The sequence below is a fragment of the Sinorhizobium sp. BG8 genome (genome assembly GCF_016864555.1).
Taxonomy (GTDB): domain Bacteria; phylum Pseudomonadota; class Alphaproteobacteria; order Rhizobiales; family Rhizobiaceae; genus BG8.
Window position 1 is genome coordinate 2,760,062 of sequence record NZ_CP044011.1, and the last position, 19,957, is coordinate 2,780,018.

Here is a 19,957-nt window from a genome sequence, read left to right on the forward strand (position 1 = left end):
GCTCGCATACCCCTAAATCCACAGGGGTAAGAATGCGCTGCGCCAAATTGGGAAACTGTGGCGTGAATGTGACATTCTTGTCTGTGCGTGGAATTGCGTTCCTAAATTTGACTGAAAGTGTCGTGTTTGCGGAATGAAGTTTCGTTCATCCGGTCGCTTACGTTGGGTAATCGAAATTTTACGTAAGTCTGTGAGCTTATTGACGCAGCAAACGCCGCATGCGGGGTTTGCCAATCGTCATCTGGTTTCTGATAGTCCGCAAGAACCGCAGCGATGTCGCGTGGGGCAGCGCGATCGAAGAGTGCATCCGGGGGAGTGACATGAAGAAACTTGCGAGCGGGACAGGGGCACTCGCTCTAGCTGTTGCGTCGTTTTCCACGCCGGTGATGGCCGGTGGTCTTGAGCGCGAAGGATACAATATCGATCTGCTTTTCGAGCAGTCGCCCTTCGCCGTCGATTCCTCGGTGACCTACGTGCTTCCCGACCGGAAGCTGAAGAACGCTAAGGACACGAAACCAAGCCCTTACTACGGTACTCTCAACGATCTTGGCTACACGTCGACCGCCGATGAATCCGCCAACTTCGCCGTACCCCGCCTTGCCGCCAAAGCGGCAATCGGCGATGCGGTGGACTGCATGGTCAGCTACTCCGAGCCTTGGGGCGCCCACTCCAACCCGGGTCCCAACTGGGCCGGCGCGAAGAGCATGATTGAGATCGAGGTGTTCTCCCGCAACTACGACGGAACCTGTTCGTACAAGTTCGATGCCGGACCGGGTCAGCTGCGCGTGATCGGTGGCGTCTTCTACCAGGAAGTCGGCGGAAGCAAGGAGGCTCTCGTGGTGCCTCAGGTGGTGCTCGGCAGCCTGGGACTACCCGGAACCGGTCTCGGGCGGCTTGAGGGCCTCGAAGGCAACGGCGTCGGCTGGCGCGCGGGCGTTTCCTACGAGATCGAGGAATATGCGCTGCGTACGAGCCTCGTCTACAACAGCCAGGTCGATCTCGGAGACATCGAGGGAACGCTCGACCTGACCGACGTTCCTTCCGCGGTCGATCCGACCAATTCGCTGCTCGGCAACAATACACCGGTCTACGGCCGGGCAACGATGCCCGAGTCGCTGGAGCTTGCTGTCCAGACCGGTATTGCCCCCGACTGGCTCGCCTTCGGCTCGGTCAAGTGGACCAACTGGAGCATCTTGCAGACGGTGACCTTCTGCCCCACAGCGACGAGGGGAGTTGTTTCCTGCTCCACCGGTTCGCCGGCTGACGCAACCTCTCTCGATCTTCTCTACCGCGACGGCTGGACGATCACCGGCGGCGTTGGCCACAAGCTCGACGACCAGTGGAGCGTCGGGGCGAGCCTTACCTGGGACCGTGGTACCAGCACCGGCGTTGGCACCCAGACGGACGTCTGGAGCGTTGGTCTCGGCTCGAGCTACAAGCCCACTGAAAACGTCGAGTTCCGGCTTGCCGGGGCGCTCGGCCTGATGACGAGCGGCTCCTCGAGCGCGGTCACGACCGATGAGGGTGTTTTTGGCGACGACGTGAGCTACGATTTCGGCAATGACTGGGTCTCGGCGTTCTCGGCGACACTCAAGGTCAAGTTTTGATAAAAGACTGATTTGAATGAAGTAAAGGCGACATTTGCTGCCAATGGTCTTGGATCGGGGCGGTGTTGTGGAAGAGGCGGAGTGAACGGGCGTTGGCGGATTGCCGGATGCTCCTACAGTTCGAAATTGTGCTGAATCCGCAACACTTATTTTGTGATCTTCTGCTAGACAGATCACGACGCCCGCAATGTCCATTTCCCGCCACAAACGAGGCGCAGCGATAGGGTCAACGAGGCGCATCGTCGCGGTGCGTGCAAGGACAGTATGAGCCAGGAATTTCCATCGTCGGCGGGAAATACGCGAGATGCCTCTGTGGCACTCGGCGCGTGCAGGACCCGTGGAGGAAATGTGCTTCGTGGCTCACATCGCGCTCCGCCAAGCGTGATGATGTTTCACCAACCTTCAATATGCGAACTGCCGATGGCGGCCGGCGCGGTCAGCGGCCGCCGAAAGGCGGAAGAACGTAGTCACGATGCATAAGTACGAGTTGAATTCGGTGCGGGTGCTGGCCCTGGGTCTTTGCCTGACGGTTGCTCAGGGACTGGGAAGCGGCGCGCTTGCCTTCGATCCCGAGGCCGGGGTCACGAAGGAAAGTGGTCCGTTCGATCTCTTCAAGTTCGGTTTCTTCTCCTACAAGGAAGGCCGCAAGCGTGACGCGATAGAGGCTTACCGCTATGCGGCGGAGAAGGGCCACACCGGTTCGCGCTGGGCGCTGGCCAACATGTACGCGGACGGCGACGGTGTCGCGGAAAACGACTTCGAGGCATTCAAGATCTACAGCGAAATCGCCCAGCAGGGCGTGGAGCCGGGTTCGGAAGACACCGGCTATTTCGTCAATGCGCTGATCTCGCTCGCCGGCTACTACCGCCGCGGTATTCCGGGCAGCCCGGTTTCCATCGATCTCGGGCAGGCGCGGCAGCTATACTTCCAGGCGGCGTCCACCTTCGGCGTCGCGGAGGCGCAGTTCCAGCTGGCCCGCATGATTCTTGCCGGTGAGGGTGGCGCACCCAATCTGCATCAGGCCAAGAAGTGGTTGAACAGGGCCCGCAAGCATGGGCACGCCGGCGCGCTTGGCTTGTTCGGCAACCTGATTTTCCAGGAAGGCCAGACGGCGCGTGGACTTGGCTACCTCACGGCCTCGATCGAGAACTGTTCACCGGCAGACCGGCCCTGGTTGCAGGAAATGCAGGAGCAGGCCTTCTCTATCGCCTCGGAAGACGACCGCCGCAAAGCTGTCAGCATCGCGCACGATATCCAGAAGAACGGCGGCGAATAGAGCTCACTGCGGCTCTCTAGAAGCAGGTAGTCAACCCGGACCAACGCCATCCAGGCCGGCTGTTACCCGGCGGCTTACGCCGCCGTCTGGTAGTCGAACGTCGCGACGACGGGAACGTGGTCGGACGGCTTTTCCCAGTTTCTCACGTGTTTCTCGATGGCTGCCGACTGCAGCCGGTCCGCGGCTTCGGCCGAGAGCATCAGGTGGTCGATGCGGATCCCGTTGTTCTTCGGCCAGCAACCGGCCTGGTAGTCCCAGAAGGAATAGAGCGGGGTCGCATCGGTGGTCGCCCGGATCGCATCGGTGAGGCCGAGGTTCTCGAGGCGCCTGAATGTGGAGCGCGTCTGCGGAAGAAAGAGAGCATCCTTCGCCCAGACCTTCGGATCGAAGCAGTCGTGAGGCTCCGGAATGACGTTGTAGTCTCCGGCAAGGATCAACGGCTCTTCCAGGGCGAGCCTGTCCTCCGCAAATGCGATGAGCCGATCCATCCATGACAGCTTGTAGGGGTACTTGACCGGATCTTCCGGCGGATTGCCGTTCGGGAGGTAGATCGAGCATACGCGGATCGCGCCGCCCTGGACGGAAAACACACCTTCGATGAAACGCGACTGCTCGTCGCCGTCATTGCCCGGAAGCCCGCGGTTCACCTCGTCGGGCCTCATTCTGGACAGAAGCGCCACGCCATTGAAGCCCTTCTGCCCGTGGGTCTCGACGTGGTAGCCGAGGGCCTCGATCTCCAGTCGGGGAAAAGCCTCGTCGACCGATTTGATCTCCTGGAGGGCGACGATATCGGGCTGCGACTCCTTCAGCCAGGCAAGAAGGTTGTCAATGCGCGCACGCACGCCGTTGATGTTCCAGGTGGCGATTTTCATCGATACTGCTCCACTCTCCAAGAGTCGCGTCCGCGGCTGCCCGCCTTTCTATCCGGTCTGTTTTCCTTTGACAAACCGCATCGTTCCGTCATGCTGGCCGTGCAACCCTGAGGGAGGCAGGATAGCCGACTAAACCAGTCAGATCGCGCCGGTCCGGGTGCTTCCGGATGCCAGAGCGCGACGCCGAGAGCAGGGGAACGCTATGACACAAACCGAACAGATCCATCCCGTCGACGCGGTGCTGCCGACCGGCAGGCTCGCGATGCTGGGCCTTCAGCACGTGCTTGTCATGTATGCCGGGGCGGTCGCCGTTCCGCTCATTATCGGCCGGGCGTTGAAACTGCCGCCCGAGGACGTCGCCTTCCTGATTTCAGCGGACCTGTTCGCTTGCGGCATCGTAACGCTCATTCAGTCGTTCGGGTTGACGCAGTGGTTCGGTATCCGCCTGCCGGTGATGATGGGAGTGACCTTCGCCGCCGTCGGCCCGATGCTCTCGATGGCGAACGTGACCGGCGGCACGGACGGCGCGCGCCTTATTTTCGGTTCGATCATTGGCGCCGGGATCGTCTCGCTATTGATCGCACCTGTCGTCAGCCGCCTTCTGCGCTTCTTTCCGCCTGTCGTCACCGGCACGATCATCCTTGTGATCGGGGTGTCGCTCATGCGCATTGGCATCAACTGGATCTTCGGCAACCCGGTCGGTCCCACGGCTCCGAGCCTCGTCGACCCCTCGTACGTCGCGTGGCTCGACAGCGTAAAGGCGCTAGCCGGCGGCGGGTCTGGCGTGCCGGCGGTTCCTGAGAAGCTTGCGCTGGCGCCCTCGGTGCCGAACCCGGCCTACGCGCCTCTGACGGGCATGGCGCTATCGGCCCTGGTCCTCGTCTCGATCCTCCTGATCGCGCGTTTCGGGCGTGGTTTCCTCGCCAATGTCGCGGTCCTGCTGGGCATCGTGATCGGAGCTGTTGCTGCGAGCGTCTCTGGCATGATGAGCTTCGCCAAGGTCGGGGAGGCCGCGTGGTTCGCGCCGATCATGCCGTTCCACTTCGGCACGCCCATCTTCGATCCGGTCCTGATCTTCACCATGTGCATCGTCATGCTCGTCGTGATGATCGAATCCACCGGCATGTTCCTGGCGCTCGGCGATATGACGGAAAAGCCGGTGACGCGTTCGATGCTGTCGGCGGGCCTGCGGACAGACGGGCTTGGAACCCTCATCGGTGGCATCTTCAACACGTTCCCCTACACGAGCTTCTCGCAGAATGTGGGTCTTGTTGGTGTCACGGGCGTCAAGTCGCGGTTCGTCTGCGTGGCGGGCGGCATCATATTGCTGCTGCTTGGCCTGCTGCCCAAGGTCGCGGCGATGGTCGAATCCTTGCCGAACGCGGTTCTCGGGGGCGCTGGGCTGGTCATGTTCGGCATGGTGGCCGCCACCGGTATCCGCATTCTCTCATCGGTGGATTTCAAGTCGAACCGCAACAATCTCTTCGTCGTGGCGGTTGCGCTCGGCTTCGGGATGATTCCGCTGATCGCGCCGAACTTCAAGCAATGGATCGCCCATGGCCTTCATCCGCTGATCGATTCAGGCATCCTGCTCGCATCGATCGCTGCCGTGCTGCTGAACGTGTTCTTCAACGGGGCGACCTATGACGAACGCAGGACGAAGGCAGCCGCCATGGCGGCCGACGGCGGTCATTGAAAAGGGGCGTTCATGTGGCCGGGACGCTTTCTCGGCCACATGTGGCGGGGAAGGGACTCAGATCGAAAAGCTGGTTCCGCAGCCGCAGCTCGCCACCGCATTGGGGTTCTTGATCTGAAAGGATTGGCCGAGGAGGTTGTCGACGAAATCGATCTCGGAGCCGTCCATGTAGACCAGCGACAGCTGGTCGATCAGCACGCGGGCATCGCCTTTTTCAAGCACGAGATCGTCGTCCTGTGCCTGCTCGACGAGATCGAACTTGTAGGAAAAGCCGGAACAGCCGCCGCCTTCAACGGAAACGCGCATGGCGCTCTTGGCGGGATCCGCGTCGAGAATCTTGGCGATCCGTTTGGCCGCGGAGTCGGAGAGTGTAACGTTCTTGTCTGTCATTCATTCCTCCTGCCGGGGTCAAGATCCGGAGAGAATCGCTGCTGTCTTTGGCGGGCCGGGCGCCAGGTGGGATGCACAACTCCGGTGGGACCTTCAGGAAGTCACTGATGCCGAAGCGCTTTTCAATCCGCCTTGCGACGCGGCTTGCTGCCGTGCACAGTATAGGTATGAAGGCATTAAGGCGGCGTCAATGGGGCGCCGCCGATGCGGGTGAAGAATGACATTCGATAGATACGCCCTGGGCTTTGGCGCCGGGCAACGCGCCATCTACGCAGCCGATCCCTGGTCGAGCCGCGGCCGCCTGTACGCTGAAACAGCAAGCGCCACGCGATCGGATTTCCAGCGCGACCGGGATCGGATCGTCCATACGACGGCTTTCCGCAGGCTGAAGCACAAGACGCAGGTGTTCATCGCGGCCGATGGCGACCACTATCGTACACGCCTGACCCACACGATCGAGGTCGCCCAGATCGCGCGTGCGCTGGCCCGCGCCCTGAAGCTGGACGAGGATCTTGCCGAGGGGGTGGCGCTGGTGCACGACTTCGGCCACACGCCCTTCGGCCATACGGGCGAGGATGCCCTGCACGAGGTCCTGGAACCCTATGGTGGCTTCGATCACAATGCGCAGTCGTTGCGGATCGTCACCAAGCTCGAGCGCCGATATGCCGAGTTCGACGGCCTGAACCTGACCTGGGAAAGCCTCGAGGGACTCGTCAAGCATAACGGACCGCTCCTGACCGAGAGCGGGCAGGGAACGCGCGGTCCGGTTCCGCAGCCGATTCTCGATTATTGCATGCTCCACGATCTCGAGCTGGCGAGCTTCGCCAGCCTCGAAGCGCAGGTGGCGGCGATCGCCGACGATATCGCCTACAACACCCACGACATCGATGACGGGCTCCGGTCCGGCTACTTGACCTTCGACATGCTCGAGGAGATACCCTTCCTCGCCAAGCTCATGCACGAGGTCCGCTCGCGTTACCCGGCGCTGGAGCCCTCGCGCTTCACCCACGAGATCATGCGCCGGCAGATCACCGAGATGGTGGAGGACGTGATCGGCTACGCGCAGGCCGCCATTCGTGAAGTGAAGCCGCAAAGCGCGACGGACGTGCGCCGGGCGGGCAGGGTGATGGCGACGTTCTCCGAAGCGATGGCGGTCACCGACCGGCAGATCAAGAAGATGCTCTTCACCCGCATCTACCGTCACCCGGAAGTGATGCGTGTGCGGGCGAACGCTGCGTCCATCGTGGTGGACCTGTTTCAAGCCTATATGAACGATCCGCAGCTGATGCAGGGCCACTACTGGGTGGACCGCATAGCCGAGATGAAGGAGCCGGTGAAGGCGCGCCATGTGGGCGACTATCTCGCGGGCATGACGGACAATTACGCCATCAGCACCCACCGACGTTTGTTTGACCACACTCCGGAATTGCGATAGTCACCCCGCAACCCGAACATTGTCGCAGGTACGGTCGATTGCATTCGCAGCCGGCCTTTGCGCGGATGGATGAGATGAATCTTTTTACCGATTTCGACAACAGAGTGAAGAGCGCGCTTGAGAGAATTGAAATCGTTCGCGAAAAGCGAAACGATCTTGATTTCTCGCGCATTACGGTGGAACCGCCGCGCGATGCGAGCCACGGCGACGTCGCCACCAATGCCGCGATGGTCCTGGCAAAGGCACTCGGGCTCAATCCGCGCGCGCTTGCAGATCTGATCGTCGTCGAACTCAAGTCGGATCCGGAAATCGCCGAGGTTTCGGTTGCTGGTCCCGGCTTCATCAACGTGCGCCTGTCGGTCCCATACTGGCAGAAGTTGCTCACCCGGATGATTCTCGAGGGCACGGACTTCGGCAAAAGCGAAATCGGGGGCGGCAAGAAGGTCAACGTCGAGTACGTGTCGGCCAATCCGACCGGCCCGATGCACGTGGGCCACTGCCGCGGCGCTGTCGTCGGTGACACCCTTGCCAACCTGCTTTCCTTCGCTGGCTATGGGGTCACAAAGGAATACTACATCAACGACGCGGGCTCGCAGATCGACGTGCTGGCCCGGTCCGTCTACCTGCGCTACCGCGAAGCGCTCGGCGAAACGATCGGGGAAATTCCCCCGGGCCTCTATCCGGGCGATTATCTCGTTCCGGTAGCAAAGGCGCTCGTGGCCGAATTCGGCAGCAGCCTGCGCGCGATGCCGGAAAACAAGTGGCTGCCCATCATCAAGGACCGCTCGATCGACGCGATGATGGCGATGATCCGCGAGGACCTTGCCTCGCTGAACGTCACGCACGACATCTTCTTCTCCGAACGTGCCCTGCACGACGGTAACGGCGCGCGCATTCGTACCGCCATCAACGACCTGACCTTCAAGGGCCATGTCTACAAGGGTGTCCTGCCGCCACCGAAGGGGCAGCTGCCCGAGGACTGGGAAGACCGCGAGCAGACGCTTTTCCGCTCGACGGAAGTCGGCGACGACATCGATCGGCCGCTGATCAAGTCGGACGGATCCTATACGTACTTCGCCGCCGACGTGGCCTACTTCAAGGACAAGTACGACCGCGGCTTCGACGAGATGATCTACATCCTCGGCGCGGACCACGGCGGTTATGTCAAGCGGCTGGAGGCGGTCGCCCGCGCGATCTCCGAAGGAAAGTCCGAGCTGACCGTGCTGCTATGCCAGCTCGTCAAACTGTTCAGGAACGGTGAGCCCGTAAAGATGTCGAAGCGGTCAGGCGACTTCGTGACGCTGCGGGACGTCGTCGAGGAAGTGGGTCGCGATCCGGTACGCTTCATGATGATCTACCGCAAGAACTCCGAACCGCTGGATTTCGACTTTGCCAAGGTGACGGAACAGTCGAAGGACAATCCGGTGTTCTACGTGCAATACGCCCATGCGCGTTGCATGTCGGTGTTCCGACAGGCTGCGGAAGCCTTTCCGGGACTTGATGTTTCGTCTGCGACGCTGGCCTCTCAAATCGAGGGCAACATCAACGATCCGAGTGAACTTCAGCTGATCGGAAAGCTTGCAGAATATCCGAGAATGATCGAGGCTGCGGCACTGGCCCACGAGCCTCACCGAATCGCTTTTTACCTGTATGATCTTGCCAGTGCTTTCCATGCCCACTGGAACAAAGGCAAGGATTCACCTGAATTACGATTTGTTAACGATAAGAATAGAGAATCGAGTATTGCCAGACTCGGGCTGGTGCATGCGGTCGCATCTGTTCTGAAGTCGGGCCTGTCTATTACAGGCACGGCGGCCCCGGACGAAATGCGGTAACGTCACCATTTCCCCACAATAGGCTGGCATCCGGGTAACCCGTAGCTTGTGAGTGGAGCAGCATGGCAGACAAGAACTTCGCGCGAAGCGGTATCGCTGACACGGATCTCTTGGCGGATGATGATCCGTTGAGCGAGCTTGCACGCATTGTCGGTTTTGATCCGCGCCCTGTCACTCCGGAGCAGCGTCCGGCCAGTCTCGGTATGAGGGTTGTAGAACCGGTTCAGGTTCCGCAGCAGCGTCAGGAGCCCGCTTTCGGGCTCGAGGACGAACTGATGCGGGAGTTCGAACTCTACGACGCTCCGCCGCGGCTCGATCCTGTCGATCATATCTCGCGGCCTCCAAGCCCCGAAGAGGATGCCAGCCAGGCTGCGTCGAACGAGACGGGCGGCTGGAATGTCGTCTCCGGGCCCGAAGACTTTGGCGTCGGCCAGGACACGGCCTATGCCGAGCTGGAGATTTCCAGCGAGGAAATCGCGGTCGAAGAGTCATTCGCGCCGGATGATTCTTTCGCACAGCAGGACGATGCGGGATTCGCTGCCGAGGCAAACGTCGGCGATGCAATCGATTCGCAGTACGCCTCCCAGGTCTTTGAACACGCTCGCGAGGTTTCGGCGTACGAGGCCCAAGGCGACTACACCGTATACGCCCATACGGTCGACGTTTCTCCCGCCGAGAGTGATTACCGGGACGAGCCGCACCTTGCCAATTCCGCGTATGAGGCCCAGGCGGGCTTTGAAAGCGCAGCGGAAGCCGCGGAATACGAGGTGTCGGACAGCGCCCACGCCTTTTCACCAGAGGAGAGCGCATCCAACGAAATCCCGGCCGAACCGGTTCAGGACTCCGTCCCCCATGAGCCCGTCTATCTCGGCCTGCAGCCGACGCGTGCTGAGGACGATCCGCTCGAGTTCGAGACCATCGATCTCGAGAAGGAATTGGAGCTGTCGATCGGCGACGCGCTGAAAATCGACGGCGACGAGCCCGAGGCTTACGCTCCCATCGCTGAAGAGGCGGAAGAGCCTGTCCACCTGGGACTGCATCCGGCAACTTTGCCGGAACCGATCGAGCAGGCCATGCCGTCCTACGTGCCGGAGATCGAGGCAGAGGCCTCGGTCGAGGCAAATCTCGCCTATCAACCTGTCTCCGATGAGCCCGCTGCCGGAGGAGAACTGGACTACGTTGCGCGCTGGAACCAGCCTGAGCCGGTTGCGCTTGAAGCATCGTTCGCAGAACCCCAGGCAGTTGCGGCAACAGTAGCCGAAGTGAATGTCGAACCCGAGTTCGGCACCTGGATGCATCATCACTACGCCGACCAGGGCGATGCCGCGGAAGAGCCCTTCCACGCGGAACAGGGGTATGCCGGTTCGGAGACTCATCTGGTGACGGAACCGGTCGCCAACGATGCGCTTGCCCGCGCCGAGCGCGAAATGGCCTGGCAATCGGAAGCGGTGGCGGAAGAGCATGCCTTCCACTCCGAAGAGGCCTACGCGGTGGCGCCCGTAGCGCCTGCTGCCGATGGATACCAGATCGACGACCTGCTGGCGGAAGTGGAACGCTTCCCGATGCCGGAACTCCGTCCATCGTCCGTTCTTCCCTCCGCAGTTGTCCCGTCGCGGCAGTCGGCCCAGGTCGACCACGGCTCGGCGCCGATCTTTACCCGCGCCACTCCCTTCGTGCGCTCGCAGGCGCCGGTTTCTCGTGAAGTGGTTGCCCCGGCGGTAGCGGTCGCCGCACCCGTTGCAGCCGTCGTCGAACCCATTGCTGCAGTGGCCGAACCCGTTGCCATTGCCGCGGCGCCGGTTGCTCGCGTCATCGAGGCGCCGGCTCCCGTCGTAGAGGTTGCCGCCGTACAGCCTTCTGCCGAAGTCAAGCCAGACACCGGGACCGACGGGGGGTTCGACAACTTCGAACTCGATCTTTCCGAGATGGACCTCGATCTCGACCTTGGCGATTTTTCGCTGAACGATGAGAAACCGGTTGCGGCGCCCGTGGCCGAAGTTGCGAAGCGACCAGAGCCTGCGGTGGCTCGCCCGGTCGAGCAGGTGCCTGTGCGGGCAGCGCAGACCGTTGTTCCGCCTGTTGCGACCTATGTCGCGCCGGTTGCCGAGCCGGTGGCAGAGGAAGACGATACTTCAGGAGCCGATTCGACAGACAACGCCCTGCCGTTCGACCCGTCGATGATCGCGGACACCGAGTACAGCGTGTCTCCGGTCACCGAGCTCGACGTGCCGCAGTTGCCGCCCGTCGAAAAGGAAAAGCCGGCCGCCTATCAGCCGGACTACGACCTGGACCTTGATGCGGAAATGGCGCAGCTCTTCGCCGAGCCCTCGGCAGCGAAGACTGCCGCTGCTGTGGCTGTAGGTGCTGCCGCTGCTTCGGCCGGTTATCCCGCCGCCGAGTCATCTGCGGCTGCCGATGGCGACGCGGACGATTTCGAGAAGGCTCTCCAGGAGGACTTTCGCCGTTCCCTGACCCAGGCGGAGCGCACCGCAATTCAGGTCGATCCTCTGCAGGGCGACGAAGAATATGACGACGTCGGCTACGATGAGCCCCGTCGCGGCAAGGGCATGCTGATTGCAGCGTCGATCGCCCTCGTGGTCGCGCTCGGCGGTGGCGGCGTCTATGCATGGATGTGGAGCACCGGTGACGTCGGACCGGGTTCCGGCGAGCCGCGGGTCATCCTTGCCGACAAGGAACCGGTCAAGATCGTGCCCGAGGAAAAGGGCGGAAAGACCGTACCCAACCAGGACAAGGCGGTCTATGACCGCGTGGCCGGAACGGCCGATGCTACGCCGAAGCAGGAAAAGCTGGTTACCACGACCGAGGAGCCGGTTGACGTGGTGCAGCGGACGCTGACGCCGGAAACGCTTCCCAACGATAGCGAGGACGATGTCGCGTCCGTCATCGGTAACGCCGAAGAAGACAGCCGCCTGTTGCCCGGCGTTGACGAGACCGGGACAGCGAAGGAACAGGAAGGCAAGGCGCCCGTCGTTTCTCCGCGCAAGGTACGCACGATGATCGTCAAGCCGGACGGTACGCTTGTTGCTCGCGAGGAAACTGTGAGCGAGGCCGAAACCGCCTCTGCCGCAACATCGGGCGAGGCAGGACAGGACACGATTGGCAACGCCACGAAGTCTGCGCTTGCCGCACCCAGCGGAGCGCTTCCGACGGCAGAAGCCGGCGAGGCAGCTCTTCCCTCTTCCACGCCGCTCAGAGCTGGCGAGAAGCAGGAAGCGGGGACCGAAGGGGCTCTCCAGGAGGTCGCCAAGGCGAACGTTGAGGATTCCGCACCGGTTCGGGTCGTGAAGACGACGACTTTCGGTAACGGCAATACCGGCGGCAATACCCCGGTCCCGGGCGCGAAGCCCGTGGAGGCCAAGGCTGAGCAGGCCACCCCCGTGGCGACGCCCGAGATGACTGCTTCCCAGCCGGCCGAAAAGCCCGCCGAGCAGGTTCAGGTCGCAGCAGCCAACCCGGGTGGTTACGTGATCCAGATCGCGTCGCTGCCTTCGGAAGCCGAGGCCCAGAAGTCCTACGGAAGCCTGTCCTCGAAGTTCTCCGATGTCATCGGCGGACGCGGTGTCGACATCAAGAAGGCTGAGATCCCGAACAAGGGTACCTACTACCGTGTTCGCATCCCTGCCGGCTCGCGCGAGGAAGCCAATGCGCTGTGCTCGAAGTACAAGAGCGCGGGTGGAAGCTGCATCGTCACAAAGTAGGCCGCGATACTCTCAGCGTTAACCAGAAGGGCGCGGATCTCCGCGCCCTTCTTGCGTTGAGGGAAGCCTTTCGGGACGCGGGGCTCTTCGCCTTTGCGGAGCGAGCGCCTATGATCCGGTTCATGAGCGAATCAAAATCCTTTATTTCGGGCTGCAAGGGCCTGAGCCTCACCGCCGACGAGATTGCCTTCTTCCGGGACGAGCGTCCCTGGGGCTTCATCCTTTTCGGGCGCAACATCGGTGAACCGTCGCAGGTCGCCGACCTGACAGCCGCGCTTCGCGACACGGTGGGAGGCGCTGCCGACATTCCGGTACTGATCGATCAGGAAGGCGGGCGCGTGCAGCGCATCAAGCCGCCCCACGTCCAGCAGTATCCGAATGCGGCAGCCCTCGGGGCGATCTATCGCCAGGACGAGGGGAAGGGCCTCAGGGCCGCATGGCTCATGTCGCGCCTGCATGCATTCGACCTCTTGAAGCTCGGCATCAACGTAGACTGCCTGCCGGTCCTCGATGTCGCCGTGCCAGGCGTCCACGACGTCATCGGCAACCGCGCCTACGGACAGGACGCCGACATCGTCAGTGCGATGGGGAAGGCGGCGGCCGAAGGCTTGAAGGATGGCGGTCTATTGCCGGTGATGAAGCATATGCCGGGCCACGGCCGCACGATGGTCGATTCCCATCACGATCTTCCCGTTGTGCATGCGCCGCTCGCGGAACTCGAGCGTTGCGATTTCGTGCCGTTCAGGCGGATGAAGGACGAGCTCATGGGAATGTCGGCCCATATCGTCTTCTCGAATATCGATCCGGACAATCCGGCCACCACTTCGCCGAAGGTCGTGCGCGAGATCATCCGCGGTCATATCGGATTTGACGGGCTGTTGATGTCGGACGACGTTTCGATGAACGCGCTTCAGGGGGATATTGCCACCCGTACACGCGGTATAGTTGCCTCAGGTCTCGACATGGTCTTGCATTGCCACGGCATCATGGATGAAATGATCGCGGTCGCAGAGAACGTGCCTGGCTTGTCGGGGGAATCCCTGCGGCGGGCCAAGGCGGCGCGGGCGGGGTTGCGGGAGCCGGATAACTCCGACGAGCTTGCACTGCGGGAAGAATTCAACCAAATGATTTCCGTGAGTTGATGTAACACACAGGAAACACGGCGCAGGTGACGGGGACGAAGGTGCAGAAAAGGCCACGATCAGTCGATACCCCGATGGACCAGCTCTGGCAGGACAATGGCGCCGAGCGCGGCCTGCACGAGGAAAGCCTCGTCATCGATATCGCCGGCTTCGAAGGTCCGCTCGACCTGCTGCTCTACCTCGCGCGTATCCAGAAGGTCGATCTCGCCCGTATTTCGGTGCTGGCGCTTGCCGAGCAGTACCTGGCGTTCATAGAGCGTGCCCAGCGCATCCGCATCGAGCTTGCGGCAGACTATCTCGTAATGGCGGCCTGGCTCGCCTACCTGAAGTCCAAGCTGCTTATTCCCAAGCAGATCAAGGACGAAGGCCCCTCGGGTGAGGAGATGGCGGCTTCGCTTGCGTTCAGGCTGAAGCGCCTGGAGGCGATGCGTGACGCGGCCACCCGTCTCGTCAATCGCAACCGGCTGGGACGCGACGTGTTTGCGCGCGGTGCGCCGGAACACATTCCGACGGAGCGGCGGACTGCCTTCGAGGCATCGCTCTACGATCTCGTGACGGCCTATGCGTCGCTCCGGCAGCGGCATGCGATCACGCAGGTAACGATCGAGAAGCGCAACGTCTGGTCGCTCGCCGAGGCGCGCGAACTGCTGCATCGCCTCATCGGAGAGGTCGACGACTGGATGGCGCTGGATCAGTACCTGGTTCGCTTCATGGCAAATCCGGCCGAACGCGCGACGGCGCTTGCGAGTGCTTTCGCGGCGTCGCTCGAGATGGTGCGGGAAGGGCACATGGAAATACGTCAGGACGGCGCCTTCCAGCCGATCTATCTTCGGTCGGGCGGCCGCGCGAAGAACGACGAGAACGAGGCTTTCGAAGGTGAGTGAGGTACCCGACCAGGAACTGGCGAGCGAATGCGGCACCGTGGTGGACCCGCGGCGCCTGCATGAGGCTGCGCGCATCGCCGAGGCGCTGGTCTTTGCGTCCTCCGGGCCGGTGTCGGAATCCTACATCGCCGAGCGGCTGCCGATGGGCGTCGATGTTCTCCACGTGATGCGGTCGCTGAAGGCGCTTTATGCCGGTCGCGGCGTCAACCTCGTGAAGGTAGACGATCACTGGGCTTTCCGCACTGCGCCTGACCTTTCCTTCGTCATCCGCACGGATGAGATGGAGGTGCGCAAGCTTTCGCGTGCGGCGCTCGAGGTGCTGTCGATCATAGCCTATCACCAGCCGGTGACGCGTGCGGAGATCGAGGACATACGCGGCGTGCAGACGTCCAAGGGGACGCTGGACGTGCTGATGGAAGCCGGATGGGTTCGCTTCCGTGGACGCCGTCGCACGCCGGGACGCCCGGTGACGTTCGCGACCACGCGGGATTTTCTCGACAATTTCGGCCTGGAGGACATTCGCGACCTGCCGGGGATGGAGGAGCTCAAGGGCTCCGGACTGCTTTCCGGCCGCATTCCTGCGAATTTCCGTGTGCCGTTGCCCCTGGGCGAGGACGAGCCGGCTGGAGACGAGGATCCGATCACGCAGTTTGATCTCGAGGAACTCGGCCTCTTGACACCGGGCGGAAAAGAAGACGAATAACGGAAGGTTATCGTATATCTTCGTAATGCCATTGGGGACATGCCGCTGCTGTTCGCCGCTTGGCGTTTGAAACGCAGGAACGGCAGGAAATGGCTTCGGACCCGTCAGGCTTAAACGGCATAGAGACGAGGCCGGCGCCCGCCGTCACCTTCGCCGCGCGCCTCGCCTTCGAGGATGTCCGCCACAGCTATCACGGCAAGGAAACGATCCGGGGCATTTCGCTGACGGCGGAGCCGGGCGAGGTCTTGTGTCTTCTCGGGCCGTCCGGATCCGGAAAAACGACCCTGCTGCGTATTGCCGCAGGCATAGAGGCGCAGACCGGTGGACGGCTGCTGCTGAATGACCAGGAGATTGCGGGGCCGGCGACATTCCTGCCGCCGGAGAGGCGAGGGATCGGTCTGATGTTCCAGGACTTCGCCCTGTTCCCGCACATGACCATTCTCGAGAACGTCCGATTCGGCCTGACGGACATGGCGAAGCCCGCAGCGCTCGCGGAAGCGATGGTCGCGCTCGAGCGCGTCGGCCTTGCGCGCTATGCGCAGAAGTATCCGCATGTCCTGTCAGGCGGAGAGCAGCAGCGCGTGGCGCTTGCCCGGGCGCTTGCACCGCGTCCGGCTGTCCTGTTGATGGACGAACCTTTTTCCGGCCTCGATTCCCGGCTGAAGGACTCAATTCGGGCCGAAACGCTGACAATTCTTCGTGAATCCCGCGCGACCGCGATCGTTGTCACGCACGACGCCGAGGAAGCGATGCGCATGGGCGACCGCATCGCCTTGCTGCGGGACGGTTGCCTCGTTCAGGTCGGAACCTCCGAGGAGTTGTACCTTCGACCGAAGGATCTGTTCGCCACGGCGTTCTTCTCAGAGATCAACGAATTCCACGGGCGTGTGCGCGGCAATGTCGTTGAAACACCTTTTGGTGCGGTGCCAACCAACGGATTCTCGGACGGGGCGAGGGTGACGGTCGCTGTGCGGTTATCCGGAATTCGGGTCCACGAGGCGGAAGGCAGCATCCCTGCGCGCATTCTTGCGCGTCGGTTCCTCGGTGTTGTCGAATTGCTCGAATTGGCGATCCCGAACACGGATCAGCCACTTCGTGCGCGTATACGTGCGGATCAGCTGCCGCACGGATTGCGCGACGTCGCGCTTTCCGTTAACGAGCGGGACATACTTGTGTTTGAAAAAGACGCCTGAACGTCTTACATCGGGGTTACGGCTTTAAAGGGAGTACGAGAATGGGTTCTTTCAGCATCTGGCATTGGCTGATTGTTCTGGTGGTGGTTCTGCTGCTGTTCGGCCGTGGCAAGATTCCGGAGCTGATGGGCGATGTCGCAAAGGGCATCAAAAGCTTCAAGAAGGGCATGACCGAAGACGAGTCGGCTGCGAACGACACAGCCAAGACCGTCGAGCATAAGGCCGACGAGACGAAGTAAGTGGTGTACGGCCGTGGGCGTGCCCACGGCCTCGTGAGGAACTGCCCCAATGCTCGAAGTCGGCTGGTCCGAGATTCTTGTCATCGCCATCGTTCTTATCATTGTCGTGGGTCCGAAGGATTTGCCGCCAATGTTGCGGGCCTTTGGTCGAATGACGACCAAGATGCGTGGCATGGCGAGCGATTTTCGCTCGCAGTTCGACGAGGCGCTTCGCGAAGCGGATCTCGACGATGTGCGCAAGACCATCGGTGATGCACAAAAGCTCAATCCGATGAACACCATCCGTGACGCGGTTAATCCGCTCAAGCAGATGGGGAGCGAGATTCAGTCCGATCTCCGCAAGGCAGCAAGCACGACGCCGGCAACTACGCCGTCCGTTCCCGAGGCGGCCTCCGCGGAGGCCGCCGGTGATGCTGCGGCGGCCACGGTCGCCGTCGCCGCCACGGAGCCGCAGCCTGCCGCATCAATGGCGTCCGCGCCTCAGGCACTCGTCTCGACACCCGTCGTTGCGGCTGCCGTTCCTTCGTCGGCACCTGCCGTCGATACGACACTCGTGGCTGCCGAACCGCTGAAGGGTGGCAAGGCGGCCAAGGTGAAGGCAAAGAGCGCAGCTCCCGCCAAATCAGTTCCTGCCAACGAGACCGCGGACCTTCCCAAGTCAACGAAGACCCCGGCCCGTGGCACCAAGACCAAGGTCGAAAAGACGGCAGCAGTCGAGAAGCCTGCGCCGCGCAAGACGACCACTCGCAAGAAGAAGAAGGACGAGGCATGAGCGGCGAAATCGAGGACAAGCCCCAGCCGCTGATGGAACACCTGATCGAACTGCGCCGGCGCCTGATTTGGGCGGTGGGAGCATTCTTCGTCGCCTTTCTCGTCTGCTTCTATTTTGCCAAGCAGCTCTTCAACTTCCTGGTCCTGCCGTTCAAATGGTCCGTCCACTGGGCGGGCCTGACGCATCGCAACGTCGAGCTGATTTATACGGCACCGCAGGAGTTCTTCTTCACGCAGATCAAGGTCGCCATGTTCGGCGCACTGGTCATAGCGTTTCCGGTGATCGCACAGCAGATCTACAAGTTCGTCGCACCCGGTCTCTACAAGAACGAGCGCGCGGCTTTTCTGCCCTTCTTGATCGCGTCGCCCATCCTTTTTCTGATCGGTGCGGCTCTCGTTTATTTCTTCTTCACCCCGATGGTCATGTGGTTCTTCCTTGCCATGGAACAGGGCGGCGGGGAGGGGGAAGTTTCCATCCAGCTCCTGCCGAAGGTCTCCGAGTACCTTGGCCTGATCATGACCCTGATTTTCGCCTTCGGCCTGGTCTTCCAGCTTCCGGTGGTGTCCTCGCTTCTGGTGCGGGCAGGCTTCATCGGTTCGCAGACGCTGGTGGAAAAGCGCAAGTACGCGATCGTCATCGCCTTTGTTGCTGCGGCCGTGCTCACACCGCCCGATCCGGTCTCCCAGATCGGTCTTGCGTTGCCGACCATCCTTCTCTACGAGATTTCCATCTACACGGCCCGACTCATCGAACGGCAGCGGGCGCAGGACGCAGCCGCGCAAGCGGACGCGGGCGCGCAAGAGACGTCGACACCGGCAAAGCCAGACGAGGCTTGACGGGTTTTCGTTCTCGGTCGGGCGCTGCCGGGCGAAAGGGCCCCACAACGCAAGGCCTTGAACGACATGCTTGATATCAAATGGATTCGCGATAATGCCGAGGCTCTCGATGCAGCCTTGGCGAAACGAGGCGCGGAACCCGCCGCGGCGAGCCTGATTGCGCTCGACGAAACCCGCCGCACGATGATCCAGAAGGCGCAGGACATGCAGTCGCGCCGCAATGCCGCCTCCAAGGAGATCGGCGCGGCGATGGCCCAGAAGAACTCCGAGCTCGCCGAGAAGCTCAAGGCCGAAGTTGCCGAGATCAAGGTCAGCCTGCCCCAGGCCGAGGATGAGGAACGCCGGGTTACGGCCGAACTCAACGATACGCTGGCGCGCCTTCCGAACATTCCTCTCGATGACGTGCCCGTCGGCGCGGACGAGCACGGCAATGTCGAGAAGTTGAAATGGGGCAGCAAGCCGACCTGGAACCACAAGCCGCTCGAACACTACGAGATCGGCGAATATCTGGGCTGGATGGACTTCGAGGGCGCTGCCAAGCTTTCGGGCGCTCGTTTCACGATCCTCAAAGGCCAGCTTGCACGGCTCGAAAGGGCGCTCGGCCAGTTCATGCTTGACGTTCATACGCAGGAGCATGGCTATACCGAGGTCCAGCCGCCGCTCCTCGTACGCGACGACGCCATGTTCGGCACCGGCCAGTTGCCCAAGTTCGCCGAGGACCTGTTCAAGACAACCGATGGACGCTGGCTGATCCCGACCGCAGAAGTGCCGCTGACCAACCTGGTGCGCGAGGAAATCCTCGATCAGGAAAAGCTGCCGCTCCGCTTTGCAGCCCTGACGCCATGCTTCCGCTCGGAAGCGGGTTCGGCCGGCCGCGATACGCGCGGCATGCTGCGCCAGCACCAGTTCATGAAGTGCGAACTCGTGTCGATTACGGACGCGGAAAGCTCGATTGCGGAGCATGAGCGCATGACCGCTTGCGCTGAGGAGATCCTCAAGCGTCTCGGTCTGCACTATCGCGTCATGACGCTTTGCACCGGCGACATGGGTTTCGGCGCCCGCAAGACCTACGACATCGAAGTCTGGCTTCCCGGGCAGGATACCTATCGCGAAATTTCGTCCTGCTCTGTCTGCGGCGATTTCCAGGGCCGCCGGATGAACGCACGCTATCGCGGCAAGGACGACAAGGCCCTGAAGTTCGTTCACTCGCTGAACGGTTCGGGCGTCGCTGTCGGACGTGCCCTGATTGCGGTTCTTGAAAACTATCTCAATCCTGACGGCTCGGTCACGATACCCGACGTGCTCTTGCCGTACATGGGCGGCCTGACCAAGATTTCCAAAGCAAACTGATCGCGGGA

Annotated in this window: 16 protein-coding genes; 14 read left to right on the plus strand and 2 right to left on the minus strand. The window is 61.8% G+C overall.

Annotated elements, in window-relative coordinates; translation table 11 throughout:
- Window positions 1–320: 320 nt before the first annotated feature.
- Both F3Y30_RS13105 and exoR read left to right on the plus strand, forming a co-directional pair.
- Window positions 321–1,607, plus strand: a complete 1,287-nt coding sequence (locus F3Y30_RS13105; RefSeq protein ID WP_203426609.1) for an OmpP1/FadL family transporter — start codon at window positions 321–323, stop codon at window positions 1,605–1,607.
- A 472-nt stretch (window positions 1,608–2,079) separates the two neighbouring features.
- Window positions 2,080–2,883, plus strand: a complete 804-nt coding sequence (gene exoR, locus F3Y30_RS13110) for an exopolysaccharide production regulator ExoR (protein ID WP_203423133.1) — start codon at window positions 2,080–2,082, stop codon at window positions 2,881–2,883.
- A gap of 74 nt (window positions 2,884–2,957) precedes the next feature.
- Here exoR and xth read toward each other — a convergent pair whose 3' ends face one another.
- Window positions 2,958–3,755 carry an exodeoxyribonuclease III gene (gene xth / locus F3Y30_RS13115; protein ID WP_203423134.1) on the minus strand — a complete coding sequence of 266 codons (798 nt, stop codon included), beginning with the start codon at window positions 3,753–3,755 and terminating at the stop codon, window positions 2,958–2,960.
- Window positions 3,756–3,957: 202 nt separating this feature from the next.
- Here xth and F3Y30_RS13120 point away from each other — a divergent pair, with 202 nt between their 5' ends.
- Window positions 3,958–5,451, plus strand: coding sequence for a nucleobase:cation symporter-2 family protein (locus tag F3Y30_RS13120; RefSeq protein ID WP_203423135.1), 1,494 nt, complete (start codon window positions 3,958–3,960; stop codon window positions 5,449–5,451).
- Window positions 5,452–5,508: 57 nt separating this feature from the next.
- Here the strand turns inward: F3Y30_RS13120 and erpA are convergent, their stop codons facing one another.
- The gene (gene erpA / locus F3Y30_RS13125; RefSeq protein WP_203423136.1) at window positions 5,509–5,841 is read right to left on the minus strand and encodes an iron-sulfur cluster insertion protein ErpA; all 333 of its coding nucleotides are present in this window, start codon (window positions 5,839–5,841) and stop codon (window positions 5,509–5,511) included.
- 217 nt (window positions 5,842–6,058) lie between these two features.
- On the opposite strand from erpA, the gene F3Y30_RS13130 reads away from it, so the two are divergent.
- From F3Y30_RS13130 to serS, 11 genes are all read left to right on the plus strand, one after another.
- Entirely contained in the window at window positions 6,059–7,276 is a 1,218-nt protein-coding gene (locus F3Y30_RS13130) for a deoxyguanosinetriphosphate triphosphohydrolase (protein ID WP_203423137.1), read from the plus strand.
- 74 nt (window positions 7,277–7,350) lie between these two features.
- Complete coding sequence (gene argS, locus F3Y30_RS13135; protein ID WP_203423138.1) at window positions 7,351–9,111, plus strand: arginine--tRNA ligase; 1,761 nt, start codon at window positions 7,351–7,353, stop codon at window positions 9,109–9,111.
- 62 nt (window positions 9,112–9,173) lie between these two features.
- Window positions 9,174–12,830, plus strand: coding sequence for an SPOR domain-containing protein (locus F3Y30_RS13140; RefSeq protein ID WP_203423139.1), 3,657 nt, complete (start codon window positions 9,174–9,176; stop codon window positions 12,828–12,830).
- Window positions 12,831–12,952: 122 nt separating this feature from the next.
- Window positions 12,953–13,972, plus strand: a complete 1,020-nt coding sequence (nagZ, locus tag F3Y30_RS13145) for a beta-N-acetylhexosaminidase (RefSeq protein WP_203423140.1) — start codon at window positions 12,953–12,955, stop codon at window positions 13,970–13,972.
- Between the two features lie 74 nt (window positions 13,973–14,046).
- Window positions 14,047–14,856 carry a ScpA family protein gene (locus F3Y30_RS13150; protein WP_203426610.1) on the plus strand — a complete coding sequence of 270 codons (810 nt, stop codon included), beginning with the start codon at window positions 14,047–14,049 and terminating at the stop codon, window positions 14,854–14,856.
- A 16-nt stretch (window positions 14,857–14,872) separates the two neighbouring features.
- Window positions 14,873–15,559: an SMC-Scp complex subunit ScpB gene (gene scpB / locus F3Y30_RS13155; protein ID WP_246752979.1), complete on the plus strand. Its 687-nt coding sequence runs from the start codon at window positions 14,873–14,875 to the stop codon at window positions 15,557–15,559.
- An 89-nt stretch (window positions 15,560–15,648) separates the two neighbouring features.
- On the plus strand, window positions 15,649–16,752 hold the full coding sequence (locus F3Y30_RS13160) for an ABC transporter ATP-binding protein (protein ID WP_203423142.1): 1,104 nt from the start codon (window positions 15,649–15,651) through the stop codon (window positions 16,750–16,752).
- Window positions 16,753–16,793: 41 nt separating this feature from the next.
- Window positions 16,794–16,991: a twin-arginine translocase TatA/TatE family subunit gene (locus F3Y30_RS13165; RefSeq protein WP_203423143.1), complete on the plus strand. Its 198-nt coding sequence runs from the start codon at window positions 16,794–16,796 to the stop codon at window positions 16,989–16,991.
- Window positions 16,992–17,040: 49 nt separating this feature from the next.
- Window positions 17,041–17,763, plus strand: coding sequence for a Sec-independent protein translocase protein TatB (tatB, locus tag F3Y30_RS13170; RefSeq protein ID WP_203423144.1), 723 nt, complete (start codon window positions 17,041–17,043; stop codon window positions 17,761–17,763).
- The gene (tatC, locus tag F3Y30_RS13175) at window positions 17,760–18,599 is read left to right on the plus strand and encodes a twin-arginine translocase subunit TatC (protein ID WP_203423145.1); all 840 of its coding nucleotides are present in this window, start codon (window positions 17,760–17,762) and stop codon (window positions 18,597–18,599) included. The genes tatB and tatC overlap by 4 nt, the downstream gene beginning before the upstream one ends.
- Before the next feature lie 66 nt (window positions 18,600–18,665).
- On the plus strand, window positions 18,666–19,949 hold the full coding sequence (serS, locus tag F3Y30_RS13180) for a serine--tRNA ligase (protein WP_203423146.1): 1,284 nt from the start codon (window positions 18,666–18,668) through the stop codon (window positions 19,947–19,949).
- Window positions 19,950–19,957 lie beyond the last annotated feature (8 nt).